This is a genomic window from Azospirillum sp. B510 (assembly GCF_000010725.1).
Classification (GTDB): Bacteria; Pseudomonadota; Alphaproteobacteria; order Azospirillales; family Azospirillaceae; genus Azospirillum; species Azospirillum lipoferum_B.
In genome coordinates, this window is sequence record NC_013854.1 from 148725 (window position 1) to 161769 (window position 13045).

Here is a 13045-nt window from a genome sequence, read left to right on the forward strand (position 1 = left end):
GCCGTCCATGCCGAAACCATCGATCCCCGTCATGATCCCCGTCATGATCCCCGTCATGGGGCGCAAGGGATCGGTGGCGGTCGAGTTCGCGATCGTGGCGCCGATGATCATCCTGGTCTTCATCGCCGTGTTCGAGCTGGGCATGCTGGAGTTCAGCCGAAATTGCCTGGAGCTCGCCGCCCGGCAGGCGTCGCGCGCCGGCGTCACGGGCGTGCTTCCCACCGGCTACAAGACCCGCGAGGACGCGATCCAGGCCCTGGTGACCTCCCTCACCGCCGGCTATTTCGATCCCGGCAAGGTGTTCGTGACCATGTGGGTCTATTCCAGCTTCGACCTGCCCGCGCCCGAACCCTGGACCGACCTCAACCACAACGGAACCTGGGACAGCGGGGAGCCCTACACCGATATCAACAAGAACGGGAAATGGGACGGCAACATGGCCGCCAGCGGCGCGGGCGGCAGCGGGGATATCGTGCTGTACCGCATCACCGCCAGCCGCCCCTATCTGACACCGGTCTGGAAGGGCCTGGCGGGCGACGACGAGGCGCATTTCTCCGTCCAGATCGTGGTCAAGAACGAATGACGCCGCCCCCGCCCTTCCCGTGGCCGCCCCCGCGGACGCCGGCCGGCGGGCGGTCCGTCTTCGGCGACCGCCGCGGCGCCGTCTCGATCGAGACGGCGATCCTGGTGCCGCTGCTGTTCCTGCTGGTCGTCGGCGCCCTGGATGTCGCCCGCTATTTCCGCACCCTCGCCGCGCTCGACCGCGCGGCGGTGACGGCCGCCGACCTCGCGACGAAATGCCAGACGATCTACGCGCCCACCGTCAACCCGACCTCGCCCTGCAACGTCCAGACGATCTTCAAGGCGGCGGCGGTGACGGCCGGCGACCTCGGCCTCGACGGCGGCGGCGCGGTCATCCTGTCGAGCGTGGGGTGGTACGTCACCAACCCCGCGAATGCCTTCGCCGTTCAGACGGTGTTGTGGCAGCAGGCCAGCGGCTTCACGACGCCGGGCGCCGGAACGTCCGTCGGCAAGGTCAACGGGAAGGCGACGCTGCCGGCCGGGGAGGTGCTGCCGACGGCGCACAACGTCATCGTCGCCGAGGTCTTCTACAGCTACCGGCCCTGGAGCACCCTGACGATCTTCCAGCCGGTCATCGCCCGTTCGGCGGTCTTCCGGCCACGCTACACCACCGATCTGCGCACCATCACCACCAGCTGACCCCGTCTTCCGGGCGCTGTCATCAGTGAGACCAGGAATGAAACGACCGCTTCCTCCAGCCAGGGTCTTCGCGCCGCTGGTCGCCGTGGCCGCCGACCGGCGCGGTTCGGTCGCCATCATGGTCGCGCTGTCCTTCCTGGTTCTGCTGGGCATGCTGGGGGTGGCCATCGATTTCGCGCGCGCGCAGTTCGTGAGCTCGCGGATCTATTACGCGGCCGATGCGGCCACGCTGGCGGTTTCCCGCGAGAATTTCCAGGTCAGCACCAATGATCAGTTGAAGGCGCTGGCCCAGAGTTATTTCGACGCCAATTTCCCGCCGGGAACCATGGGGGCGACGACCAGCCTTTCGGTGGCGACCAGCGGAACGCCACCGACCGTCCAGGGCTTCACCGTGACCGTGACCGCAACGCTTCCGCTGGTGTTCGCCCCGCTGGTCGAGACGCTGGGCGGTCCGACCATCGGCAGTGTCGGCATCTCCAAGGCCAGCGGAGCCGTTTTCACCACCCAGACCTCCAACCAGGGCGGTATGGAACTGGTCATCGTGCTCGACAATTCCGCGTCGATGAAAGGGTCGCAGGAGGATCTCAGGGGTGGGGTCAAGGCCTTGCTCGACATGCTGTACGGCAATGCCGACACCAGGAAGAACCTGTATGTCGGCATCGTCCATTACAGCGGCGCGGTCAATGTTCTGCAAAGCGCCTTGAAGAACAAGGCCGACATCGTCGCCCCCGTCGTCGGCGGAATGGCGAACTGTCCGATGGCGACGGTCAATGGGAAGCTCAACGGCAGCAGGCTTAGCAACGCTCCGCCGAAGACGTTCAAGTTCGATTCGACGACCGACGGCGTTGAAATCCAGTATTGCGGCGCGTCGACCCTGGGGACGAGCAGCGCCCTGTCGCCGAATCGCGGCGACGCCGACAAGGCGATCAAGTCCTATGTGGCCGGTGGCGACACGCTGATCGGCGAGGGGCTGGTGTGGGGCTGGCGCATGCTCACGCCGAGCTGGCGCGGGCTGTGGAACACCAAGGACCAGCCGGGCGCCAGCCTGCCGCTCGATTACGACCTTCCCTACATGAAAAAAGTGCTGGTGCTGATGACCGACGGCGTGAACCACATCGCCGGCCGCAATTACACCGCCTATTACTCCGACCCCTATCAGACCGTCGCGGACGCCAGCAAGGCGGATGCCGACCTGATGACCATATGCAATGCGGCGAAGAAGGATCACAACGTCGTTCTTTACACCATCACATACGGATCGGACACCGACGAACAGCAGATGTCGGACTGTGCGAGCGATCCGTCAAAGCATTACCACGCCGCATTGCCGCAGGACCTGGCCAAAGCCTTCACGCAGGTGGGAACCGATCTCACCACCATGAAACTTGTTCAGTGAGGGCCGAGCATGGATTCAAATCTACTTGTCCGGCTGGCGACCGACCGGACCGGCACCTCGGCCGTCGAATACGCCATCCTTCTCGGGATCATCGCCGTGACGCTGACCGTCGCCATCCCCCCGGCGATGGATGCGATCACCGCCATGCTGATGCGCCTCGCCATCCTGTTCGGGGGAAGCGCGTCGTGACGGTGCCGCCGCCCGCCCGCCCGGATGGCGGCGCCGGTCACGGGGGCGAGGGGCGCCGCTCCGCCGAGGCGCCCCGGACCAGGTTCGGCCAGACCGGCGGATGGTGCGCCGCGGACTTGGCGATGGCCGGCGGTCTGGCCTTCGTCATGGTGATGGCACTGTCGGCGCGGGCGCATCTGATCGCCTTCGACGGTTCGACGATCGACGACCCCGACACCTGGATGCGTCTTGTCCGCCTGCGCCTCATCATCGAATCCGGACAGATGGCGTGGTCGATTCCGGGCGCCGATTCCGGCGGCCCGCTGTCGCTCCACTGGAGCCATCTGCTCGAAGGGATGATGTTTCCGTTCGTCTGGCTCCTCCGTCCGTTTCTCGGGCTGGACGGCGCGCTGACCGCGGTTGCCGGTATGGTCGGCCCGCTGGGCGAGGCGGCGTTGGCCGTCGCGCTGTGCTGGGCGGTGGCGCCGCTGGTGCCGACGCGCACCTCGCGCACCCCGCTGGGCGGTTTGGTCAGCATAACGCCGATGCTCTACTCCTACGGCCGGTTCGGCGTGGCGGACCATCATGTCCTGCTCGGCGCGGCGGTCGCGCTGGTCGCCGGTTCCGCGCTGCGGGCAAGGCTGCGCCCCTCCGGCCGGGCGGCGGCGATGCTTGGGATGACGACGGCGGTCGGGGCTTGGCTGAGCGTCGAAAGCCTGGTCTTCGCGGTCATGGCGTTCGGCGGGGTCGGCGTCGCCTGGCTTCTCGGCCCGACGCCGGTGGGACGCCGACGGATCGCGCGTACCCTGCTGGTCGCCTGCATGGTTCTGTGCGCCGCCATGGCCGCCTTCATCCTGCTCGATCCGCCGGAGAGCGGTCTGGCCGGGGTGGAAATGGACCGGCTGTCGCGGCCTTTCGTCTTCGCGGCGATGGCGGGCGCCCTGGTGGCCGCGGCGATGTCCGCCGGCGCCGCGGCCGGGATGCCGGCGCGCCTGGGTCTGCTCGTCGCCAGCGTCGCGCTGGCCTGCGGCGGCTGGGCGATGGGCTTCGCCGATGCCTTGCGCGTGCCGGCGGAGGTGATGGTGACCGCCTCCGAAGCGTTCGACTGGAACCGGATCTCCGAAATGAAGCCGGTCGGCGACCTGCGGGAATTCGTGGTCTATTGCGGGTTGGGCCTTCTCGGCACGGTGGCGGCCACGCTGGTGGCGCGGCGTCTCGCGGGTTTCGCCGACGCCGCCTATGTCCTGGCCTGCGGTGGCGCCTGCATCCTGCTGGGCGCGCTGCATATCCGGTTCTCCGTCTACACCGCCGTCGCCGGCGCGGCCGGGCTGGTGATCGGGATGGAGTATCTGCGCACCCATCCCGTGCTGTCCGATGCGGTCAGGAAACCGGCCATGTTCGTTCTCGGACTGATCGCGCTGTGCGTTCCGACGGGCGTCGCGGCCTCCATCGTCGCGGCCAACGACCTGTCCAACGACGATCGCTATCTTGGCGTTTCCTGTCCGCTGGCCGACGTCGGCGCCCTGCTGCGCGATCATGACGTCGGGATGGTCCTGGTCTTTCCGAACTATGCGCCGGAGCTTCTGTTCCGGGCGAGAAACGTCCGCGTCGTCGGCGCGCTCTATCATCGCGGGACGGTCGGGCTGGCGCAGTTCACGCGGATCTGGGATGCCCCGTCCGAGGAGGGGCGGGCGGCCATCGACCGGTTGGGTATCCGCTGGGTTCTGTCTTGCCAACCGAAGGAACCGCGCTACGGCGTGCCGACGGATGGCCTGTCGCTCGGCGGCCTGCTGTCCCGCGGCACGCCACCCGACTGGCTGCATCCCGCCGTTGGTTACCGCAACTCCCAACCGATGCTGTTCGAAGTGAGGTGAGCGAGGCGGTCCCGCCCACTTGTCACGATCAGGCCCCCAATTCCACGGTCATTGCGGTTGCGCCGTGGGGTCGGCATGTCGTACCCATTTCGCAAGTTGCATCCACGCGGATGACCCCGCTGCGCACATCTTCCGGTGTGCGCGCAAGCTGCGAGCAGATGGCGAGCCATGGCCAAGCGCAAGGTTTTCGACGATTTCGATACGGCCCCGTCCGGCCCCTCCGTCTCCGAGACGCTGCGCGCGACGCGGATGGCGCATGGTTATGAGCTGCGCGACGTCGCGACGATGCTGCGCATCCGCTACCCGTACCTGCTGGCGATCGAAGAGGGGCGGTATCAGGAACTGCCGGGCAGCACCTATGCCATCGGCTTCCTGCGCTCCTATGCGGAATGCCTGGGGCTCGACCCCGATATGGTCGTCGCCCGTTACAAGGAGGAGGCGGCCGGCACGGTTCGCCCGCGGGAGCTGTATCTCCCGACGCCGGCGGCCGAGGGGCGCGCGTCGGGCGGCACGCTGCTGCTCGGCACGCTGGTGCTTGCCGGCATCGTCTATGGCGGCTGGTATTATCTGTCGGCCACCGACCGCTCCGTGGCCGACCTCGTGCCGACCCTGCCGGATCGGCTGGTCTCCCTGCTGGACGGGGTGTCGACCAAGCCGGCGGAGCAGACGCCCGAACAATCCGGGGCCGTGCCGCAACCGGGCGCGGAGCCGACGGTGCCGGCGCCGGTGATCGCTTCCGCCGCCCCGCAGACGACTCCCTCGGCGGCAAATCCTTCCTCGGCAAACCCGACCCAGGCAAATTCCGCGTCCGCGGGTTCGGGTGCGGCGTCCGGGGCGGCGTCCGGAGCGGCATCGTCGTCTGCGCCGGGCAAGCCGCCGCAGACCGCCGCCGCCGTGCCGCCGACTCCGCCGGGGGGAGCCGCCAAGCCGCCGGCCGTCGCCGCGTTGCCGCCCCAGACCCAGCCATCCCAGACCCAACCGCCGCAGCCCTCGGTGACTCAACCCTCGGCCAACCAGACGGGCGGGCAGGGGATGGTCAACGTGCCGGCCCCGCCGGCCGAGGATGACGAGGATGCGTCGCCGCAGGAGCCGACGCCGCTGAACGCCGCGGCCGCACCGCCGACGGCGCCGGCCGCTCCCACGGCCACGGTGCCGGCGAACGGCAAGGTCTATGGCACGCTGAACACCAACGCGAAACTGATCCTGAAGGCGACGCAGGAAAGCTGGCTGCAGGTGCGCGACGGCAGCGAGATCGTCTTCACCCGCGTGCTGAAGCCGGGTGATACCTTCCGCGTTCCCGACAAGCCGAACGTCAAGATCCGCACCGGCAACGCCGGCGGTCTGGTGGTGATGGCCGATGGCGGCGAAAGCCCGCCGCTGGGGTCGGTCGGGCAGGTGCTGCGCGATGTCACCATCGACTCCCGCGGGGTGGTGCGGCGTTGAAAGCCGGGGTGGTGGGGCGCCAGCCATGCGGTGGCGGCGCCCCACCACCCCGCCCCCTTGGAATTCCGGGGGCCGGAGCGCACTTCTGGCCTGACGCCGGCTGCGCTAGGATGCGGCATCCGGCCCCCGTTCCCCGGATCGTTCCGCTGTCCAGAGGTTGACCTGAGATGACCGTGCGCGCCTACCGCCAGATCCTTCGCCGCAAATCGCGCCAGATTCGTGTCGGCAACGTGTTGGTCGGCGGCGACGCGCCGATCTCGGTCCAGACCATGACCAACACGCCGACCACCGACGTGAAGGCGACGGTGGAGCAGATCCAGGCGGCCGAGCGGGTGGGGGCGGACATCGTCCGCGTCTCCTGCCCCGACCGCGAGTCGGCGCTGGCGCTCAAGGACATCGTGCGTCAGGTCAAGGTGCCGATCGTCGCCGACATCCATTTCCACTACAAGCGCGCCATCGAGGCGGCGGAGAGCGGTGCGGCCTGTCTGCGCATCAACCCCGGCAACATCGGCTCGGCCGAGCGGGTGCGCGAGGTGGTGAAGGCGGCCAAGGACCATGGCTGTTCGATGCGCATCGGCGTCAATGCCGGCTCGCTGGAGCAGGATCTGCTGGAGAAATATGGCGAGCCCTGTCCGGAGGCGATGGTCGAGAGCGCGCTGAACCATGCGAAAATCCTGGAAGACAATGATTTCCGCGAGTTCAAGATCTCGGTGAAGGCGTCGGACGCCTTCCTGGCGGTCGCCGCCTATCAGGGACTGGCCGAGGCCTGCGACTATCCCCTGCACATCGGCATCACCGAGGCGGGCGGCCTGCGGGCCGGGACGGTGAAATCCTCCATCGGGCTCGGCATGCTGCTGTGGTCGGGCATCGGCGACACGCTGCGCGTCTCGCTGTCGGCCGATCCGGCGGAAGAGGTGCTGGTCGGCTACGATATCCTGAAGTCGCTGGGCCTGCGCCGGCGCGGCGTGACCGTCATCTCCTGCCCGAGCTGCGCCCGGCAGAACTTCAACGTCATCAAGACGGTGGAACTGCTGGAACAGAAGCTGGCCCACATCACCACCCCGCTGACCCTGTCGGTGATCGGCTGCGTCGTCAACGGCCCGGGCGAGGCGCGGGAGACCGACATCGGCCTGACCGGCGGCGGCAACAACACCCATCAGGTCTATTTGTCCGGCGTCACCGACCACCGGCTGAAGGACCAGGACATCGTCCAGCATCTGGTCGGGCTGGTCGAGAGGAAGGCGGCGGAGATCGAGGCGGCGAAGGCGGCGGCGGAAGCGGCGGCCGAAGCCGAGAGCGGGCAAGACGTGGCTCCCGCCGCGGAGTAAGCTGCCCGCGATTCGGGCAGGGACGGCGACCCCAGGCGTGACCACAACCTCCTACCTCGTCATCGGCGCCAGCCACCGGACCTGCTCCGGTGCCGTCCGCGACCGCCTCTCCACCGACGAGGCGGAAGTGGCGGGCATGCTGGACCGGCTGCGCGCCGCGGGCGTGGGACAGGCGCTGTGGCTCAGCACCTGCGACCGGGTGGAAGTGCAGGCGGTCCATGAACGCCCGGCCGAGGCGGCGCTGGCGATCGCCGAACTGATGGCCGACCGCGCCGGCTTGGCCACCGCCGATCTGGCGCCGCAGCTCTACACCCGCACCGGCATCGACGCCGCGCGCCACCTGTTCGCGGTGGCCTGCTCGCTCGACAGCCAGATCGTCGGCGAACCGCATATCCTGGGCCAGTTGAAGGCCGCCCATCGCAGCGCCGCCGGTGCCGGGCTGACCGGGCCGGAGCTGGAGGCGGTGCTGCAAGCCGCCTATGCCGCCGCCAAGCGGGTGCGCAGCGAAACGCCGATCGCGGAGGGCGCCACCTCGCTGGCCGCCGCCGCCATCCAGGTGGCGCGCGACCTGCACGGCGACATCAGACGCTGCGGCGCGCTGCTGGTGGGGCTGGGGGACATGGGCGCCCTGGTGCTGGAGGGGCTGCGCGAGGCGGGCCTGCCGCGGCTGACGGTGGCGGCCCCGGTGGACCGTCGGGCGGAAGCGGCGGCGCGGCGGCTCGATGGGCATTTCGCCCCCTGGACCGATCTGGAGACGGCGATGACCGGCGCCGATATCCTGGTGACCGCGGCCGGTCTGGGGCGCTATATCCTGACCGCCCCGATGATGGAGGCGGTGCTGAGGCGCCGCCGCCGCCGGCCGGTCTTCGTGGTCGATGCCGCCATCCCGGCCGATGTCGATCCGGCGGTCGCCGGCATGGACGGCGCCTTCGTCTATGATCTGGGCGATCTGGAGCGGGTGGCGTTGCAGGGCCGCGTCGGGCGCGAGGCGGCGACCCAGGCGGCCTGGATGATCGTGGACGAGGCGCTGGCCGCCTTCGCCCGCGACCGGGCGGAACGCGCCGCGGTGCCGGCCGTGGCGGCGCTGCGCAGTCATTTCGAGGCGGAGCGGCGGCGCCTGCTGGCCGGGCACGCCGATCTGGATGCGGCGTCGGCGACGCGGCTGCTGGTCAACCGGCTGCTGCACGTCCCGTCGGAGGCGCTGCGGGCGCTGGCCGCCGACGGCAGCGGCGACGGTCTGGCCGAACGGGCCGCCGCCGAGCGGCTGATGTTCCGGCTGTTCGGGCTGGACAGGGTGACGGGCGCGGCACTGGAAGAGAACGAACGGGATAAGGACGAGCGACGTGAGCCTGGACGAGAAGTTCGATAAGGTGATGGCCCGGTATGACGAGCTGCGCGACACGCTTGCGGCCGGCCTTGCCGAGTCCGGCGATTTCGCCCGGCTGTCCAAGGAATATGCCGACCTCACCCCGATCGCCGCGGCCATCGCCGAGCTGAAGAGGGGCCGCGCCGAGGCCGCCGATCTGGCGGAGATGATAGCGGCGATGATGGGCGACTCCGGTGCCGATCCCGAGATGAGGTCGATGGCGGAGGAGGAGTTCCACCTCCTGACCAAGCGCATCCCGGAGTTGGAGCGCAAGGTGCAGATCTCGCTGCTGCCCAAGGACGAGGCGGACGAGAAGAACGCCATCCTGGAGGTGCGCGCCGGCACCGGCGGCGACGAGGCCGCCCTGTTCGCCGCCGAGCTGTTCGAGATGTACCGCCGCTATGCCGGCCTGCATGGCTGGCGTTTCGAGGCGATGGACGTCAGCGAGACCGGCATCGGCGGCTACAAGGAGGCCACCGCGAACATCACCGGCCGCGGCGTGTTCGCCAAGTTGAAGTTCGAGTCCGGCGTCCACCGCGTCCAGCGCGTCCCGGCGACCGAGGCGCAGGGCCGCATCCACACCTCCGCCGCCACCGTCGCCGTGCTGCCGGAGGCGGAGGAGGTCGACATCCACATCGACGAGAAGGATCTGCGGATCGACGTCTTCCGCTCCTCCGGTCCCGGCGGCCAGTCGGTCAACACCACCGACAGCGCCGTGCGCATCACCCATCTGCCCACGGGGCTGGTGGTGAGCCAGCAGGACGAGAAGTCGCAGCACAAGAACAAGGCCAAGGCGCTGAAGGTGCTGCGCGCCCGGCTGTACGACCGCGAACGCGCCGAAAAGGACGCGGCCCGCGCCGCCGACCGCAAGAACCAGGTCGGCAGCGGCGACCGCTCGGAACGCATCCGCACCTACAATTTCCCCCAGGGGCGGGTGACCGACCACCGCATCAACCTGACGCTTTACAAGATCGACAAGGTGATGGCCGGCGAGGCGCTGGACGAGCTGGTCGACGCGCTGGTCGCCGAGGACGAGGCCGCCCGGCTGGCCGAGCTGGGGTGAGGCTCTTCGCGGAGCGATACCCAGGTCCCTCCCCCGCCCAGCGGGGGAGGGGAGAAACTGTTGCGTAGAGAGGGCGTATATCCATGAACCTCCGCACCCTGCGCGCCCGGGCCGAGGCGCGGCTGCGTGAGGCCGGTGTCGATACGCCGGACCTCGACGCCCGCTATTTGCTGGAGCATGCGCTCAAACTCACCCGCACGGATTTCATTACGAAATCGGAACAACCCGTCCCTGACCAGGATGCCGCCCATGTTCTGACGCTGGTTGAACGCCGCGCCGCGCGGGAGCCGGTGGGCCGCATCCTGGGGCACCGGGAGTTCTGGACCATCGATCTCGTCCTCAATCCCGACACGCTGGAACCCCGGCCCGACACCGAGACGGTGGTGGAGGCGGCGCTGGCCGCGATTCCCGATCGCAAGGCTCCGCTGCGCCTGATTGATTTCGGAACCGGAACAGGTTGTATCCTGCTGGCGCTGCTATCGGAACTGCCGAACGCCACCGGTGTCGGCGTCGATCTCAGCCCGCTGGCGGTGCAGGCGGCGGCCGGGAACGCGGAGCGGAACGGGCTGGCGGACCGCGCCCGCTTCCAGATCGGCGATTGGGCGAAGGATATCAGGGATCGTTTCGATATCGTGGTATCCAATCCGCCTTACATCCCCAGCGCTGACATCGCCGCGCTGGAGCCGGAGGTGCGTGATCATGACCCGCTCCGCGCGTTGGATGGGGGACCGGACGGGCTGGAGCCCTACCGCATCCTCGCCGCCGAGCTGCCGCGCCTGCTGCTCCCCGGCGGGCTGGTCGCCTTCGAGGTCGGGTGGGGCCAGGCGGAGGATGTGGCGGCGCTGGTCGAGGCGCAGGGGATGGGCGAGACCGCGATCCTGTGTGACCTCGGTGGGGTAAAGCGTTGCGTCAGGGCGCGGATGGCGCCATAGGCGGCGGGCCATCCAAAAAAACGGTTGGATTGGTGGGCTCTGGCGGGTAGTGTGCGGTACACGACCGCGAACCGATGGCCTGCGGAGCAACAAACTCGGATGGTTTTCTGCCGAGCTCTGACCGCGATGGCCTGCCGCACGTGATGCGGACGCGTCGTTTGAACCCCGTGAGCGGCCCATGGAAATCGTCCATGGTGGGCTCGGTGGCCGGGCCGGAAGGCCGGAAGGCCGCTGGAGCGTTCCGGGGACTGCGCTTCTCTTGCATGGGGCCTTAAGAGCCGAATGAGACAGGGACCGAACTCCAGGCGTTCGCGTGGTCGTGGCAACAGCGGTGGCGGGGGCAGCGGCGGCGGTGGTGGCGGGGGCGGCGGTGCCGGCCGGCGCCAGAATGTTCCGCTGCGCCATCAGACCTTCGACAGCAACGGCCCCGATGTCCGCATTCGCGGCAATGCGTGGCAGGTGCAGGAAAAATATCAGGCGCTGGCCCGTGACGCGATGTCGTCGGGCGACCGCGTGCAGGCGGAGAACTACCTGCAGCATGCGGAGCATTACCTGCGCATCATCAACCAGATTCAGGAATCGGAAAACCGCCAGCGCGGTGGCCAGCCGGGCAACGGGCACGGCCATCAGCCGCAGACCGTCCCCTATGGCGGTGACGAGGACGGCTCGGGCATCGAGGACGAAACCGACGGCGAGGAGCGGGCGGCCGTCAACGCCTGAGCTTATCCGACCGCTGCGCCAACTGCCGCGACCGGGTCGCCAACCGCGATCCGGCCGCCGCCGGTCACCCGGGCGCGCAGCAGGATCTGGGCGTGGCCGTAACCGCGCTCCATGATTTTGGTCAGGTTGAGGTCGGCGACGCCGGTATCCGGGTTCACATCGTTGCCGGGCGTGCAGTCCAGCGCCTCCACCACCTCCAGCGTCGCGGCGCCGACCGTCAACCTCCGGCCGATCCAGCCGCGCTCCGCCCAGGGGGCGATGCCATCCACCAGCAGATTGGCGCGCATCCGGCGGGGATCGACCGGCTGCTTGGCGATCCGTTCCTCCAGATCGCGCAGGCTGGCGAGGTTCAGCAGGGTGACCGACGGCTCCTCGCTGTCACCGAAGCCGCCCTGCCGTGCCTCGATCAGGCGCGGCATGCCGGGGACGATCCCGGCCAGATAGGCGGCGAAGAACTGCTCCAGCAGGGTGCGGCCCATCGGCTGGTCCAGCCGGCCGCGCGACACCTGCCGCCCGCCGCGGCGGACGACCAGCGCCCGGGTCGCCTCGTCGAACTCCGTCCGCAGGGCCGCCAGCTTTTCCGTACGGTCCAGCGTGAAGAAATCCGACGGCAGGCGCCAGCCCTCCGTCTCCGCATCCAGCGCCGCCGGGCCGTGAAGCAGCCCGTATCTGCGGTCGAGCGGGATCGCCTGACCGGCGGTCAGCTCGGTGGCGGGCAGGTCCTGGCCGCTCATGCCCTTTACGGGGTAGCGGCTGATGGCGGTCACTGTGGCGTTCATTGCACTGCACAATGAGAGGGCGCGGGCACCCCTGTCAACCGATGCGGCGCATGTTTCTCACGCCTTGGCAACGGGGATGGCTGGTCCGACCACCCGCTCCGCCTCCACCCTCCGCCACGGCTACCAGCGTTCGGCGACAGGGCACCGGCCGAGAAACTCCTCCAGCCGTCGCCCGGTGGCGGGCGACAGCCCCGCCGGCAGCCGGTCCAGCGGGAAGAAGCGGGTCTCGACGATCTCGACTCCGTCGGCCTTTGGACTGCCACTCCAACTGCACACGACGAACACCGCCACATGGTCGCTCGCGCCGTTGCGGAAGCGGGCGTAGATGCCGAATGGCTGAGCCGGGCGGTCGGCGATCAAGCCGACCTCCTCGCGAACCTCGCGGCGCATGGCGTCGATCAATGTCTCCCCCCGTCCGACCCCGCCACCGGGCAGGTGCCAACCATCGACATAGCTGTGCCGGATCAGCAGAACGCGGGGGCTGGCCGGGTCCGACTCGTCGACGATGATCGCCCGCACCCCCATGGTCAGCGGCCGCGCCACCCGGTGCCAAAGCCCGCGCAGTCTCCAGGCGAGACGGAGCAGGCGCCCTGTCGGGGTTCGCGGCATCGGCTGGTCGGTGGGGGAGGGCTTGGTGCGGGAACCGGAGGCGGCCAGATCGGTCATCATGAAATCCGGAACGGGGAACCGTCGCCAGGCGGGATGGTCGCCAGACGCGATGCCGGCAGTCTAACCGCGGCCGACCGCGGCGGTGT

At 69.1% G+C, this 13045-nt stretch carries 13 protein-coding genes; 11 read left to right on the plus strand and 2 right to left on the minus strand.

Features of this window, described 5'->3' with window-relative positions; translation table 11 throughout:
• Positions 1 to 7 precede the first annotated feature (7 nt).
• From AZL_RS00715 to AZL_RS00765, 11 genes are all read left to right on the plus strand, one after another.
• Positions 8 to 583, plus strand: coding sequence for a TadE/TadG family type IV pilus assembly protein (locus AZL_RS00715; protein ID WP_042442255.1), 576 nt, complete (start codon positions 8 to 10; stop codon positions 581 to 583).
• Positions 580 to 1221, plus strand: a complete 642-nt coding sequence (locus AZL_RS00720; protein ID WP_012972761.1) for a TadE/TadG family type IV pilus assembly protein — start codon at positions 580 to 582, stop codon at positions 1219 to 1221. Before AZL_RS00715 ends, AZL_RS00720 begins: the two co-directional genes overlap by 4 nt.
• 37 nt (positions 1222 to 1258) lie before the next feature.
• A complete protein-coding gene (locus AZL_RS00725; RefSeq protein ID WP_042442257.1) occupies positions 1259 to 2617 on the plus strand; it encodes a TadE/TadG family type IV pilus assembly protein in 1359 nt (452 codons plus the stop codon).
• A 9-nt stretch (positions 2618 to 2626) separates the two neighbouring features.
• Positions 2627 to 2806 (plus strand): hypothetical protein, encoded by a 180-nt coding sequence (locus AZL_RS00730; protein WP_042442258.1) that lies wholly within the window; start codon positions 2627 to 2629, stop codon positions 2804 to 2806.
• Entirely contained in the window at positions 2803 to 4659 is a 1857-nt protein-coding gene (locus tag AZL_RS00735) for a hypothetical protein (protein ID WP_042442259.1), read from the plus strand. The genes AZL_RS00730 and AZL_RS00735 overlap by 4 nt, the downstream gene beginning before the upstream one ends.
• A gap of 168 nt (positions 4660 to 4827) precedes the next feature.
• Entirely contained in the window at positions 4828 to 6102 is a 1275-nt protein-coding gene (locus tag AZL_RS00740; RefSeq protein WP_042442260.1) for a helix-turn-helix domain-containing protein, read from the plus strand.
• A 167-nt stretch (positions 6103 to 6269) separates the two neighbouring features.
• A complete protein-coding gene (gene ispG, locus AZL_RS00745) occupies positions 6270 to 7430 on the plus strand; it encodes a flavodoxin-dependent (E)-4-hydroxy-3-methylbut-2-enyl-diphosphate synthase (protein WP_012972765.1) in 1161 nt (386 codons plus the stop codon).
• 37 nt (positions 7431 to 7467) lie between these two features.
• Positions 7468 to 8799, plus strand: coding sequence for a glutamyl-tRNA reductase (gene hemA, locus AZL_RS00750; protein WP_012972766.1), 1332 nt, complete (start codon positions 7468 to 7470; stop codon positions 8797 to 8799).
• On the plus strand, positions 8774 to 9859 hold the full coding sequence (gene prfA, locus AZL_RS00755; RefSeq protein ID WP_012972767.1) for a peptide chain release factor 1: 1086 nt from the start codon (positions 8774 to 8776) through the stop codon (positions 9857 to 9859). Before hemA ends, prfA begins: the two co-directional genes overlap by 26 nt.
• Before the next feature lie 83 nt (positions 9860 to 9942).
• Positions 9943 to 10791, plus strand: a complete 849-nt coding sequence (gene prmC, locus AZL_RS00760) for a peptide chain release factor N(5)-glutamine methyltransferase (protein WP_012972768.1) — start codon at positions 9943 to 9945, stop codon at positions 10789 to 10791.
• A 282-nt stretch (positions 10792 to 11073) separates the two neighbouring features.
• Entirely contained in the window at positions 11074 to 11511 is a 438-nt protein-coding gene (locus AZL_RS00765) for a DUF4167 domain-containing protein (RefSeq protein ID WP_012972769.1), read from the plus strand.
• A gap of 2 nt (positions 11512 to 11513) precedes the next feature.
• Here the strand turns inward: AZL_RS00765 and AZL_RS00770 are convergent, their stop codons facing one another.
• Positions 11514 to 12278 carry an MOSC domain-containing protein gene (locus AZL_RS00770; RefSeq protein ID WP_247894238.1) on the minus strand — a complete coding sequence of 255 codons (765 nt, stop codon included), beginning with the start codon at positions 12276 to 12278 and terminating at the stop codon, positions 11514 to 11516.
• Between the two features lie 132 nt (positions 12279 to 12410).
• Complete coding sequence (locus tag AZL_RS00775; protein ID WP_012972771.1) at positions 12411 to 12959, minus strand: NUDIX domain-containing protein; 549 nt, start codon at positions 12957 to 12959, stop codon at positions 12411 to 12413.
• Positions 12960 to 13045 lie beyond the last annotated feature (86 nt).

Coding starts and splice junctions, on each gene's coding strand:
- AZL_RS00715 (WP_042442255.1), top strand. CDS start 8: ATGCCGAAACCATCGATCCCCGTCATGATCCCCGTCATGATCCCCGTC.
- AZL_RS00765 (WP_012972769.1), top strand. CDS start 11,074: ATGAGACAGGGACCGAACTCCAGGCGTTCGCGTGGTCGTGGCAACAGC.
- AZL_RS00740 (WP_042442260.1), top strand. CDS start 4,828: ATGGCCAAGCGCAAGGTTTTCGACGATTTCGATACGGCCCCGTCCGGC.
- AZL_RS00725 (WP_042442257.1), top strand. CDS start 1,259: ATGAAACGACCGCTTCCTCCAGCCAGGGTCTTCGCGCCGCTGGTCGCC.
- prmC (WP_012972768.1), top strand. CDS start 9,943: ATGAACCTCCGCACCCTGCGCGCCCGGGCCGAGGCGCGGCTGCGTGAG.
- AZL_RS00720 (WP_012972761.1), top strand. CDS start 580: ATGACGCCGCCCCCGCCCTTCCCGTGGCCGCCCCCGCGGACGCCGGCC.
- AZL_RS00775 (WP_012972771.1), bottom strand. CDS start 12,959: ATGATGACCGATCTGGCCGCCTCCGGTTCCCGCACCAAGCCCTCCCCC.
- ispG (WP_012972765.1), top strand. CDS start 6,270: ATGACCGTGCGCGCCTACCGCCAGATCCTTCGCCGCAAATCGCGCCAG.
- AZL_RS00730 (WP_042442258.1), top strand. CDS start 2,627: ATGGATTCAAATCTACTTGTCCGGCTGGCGACCGACCGGACCGGCACC.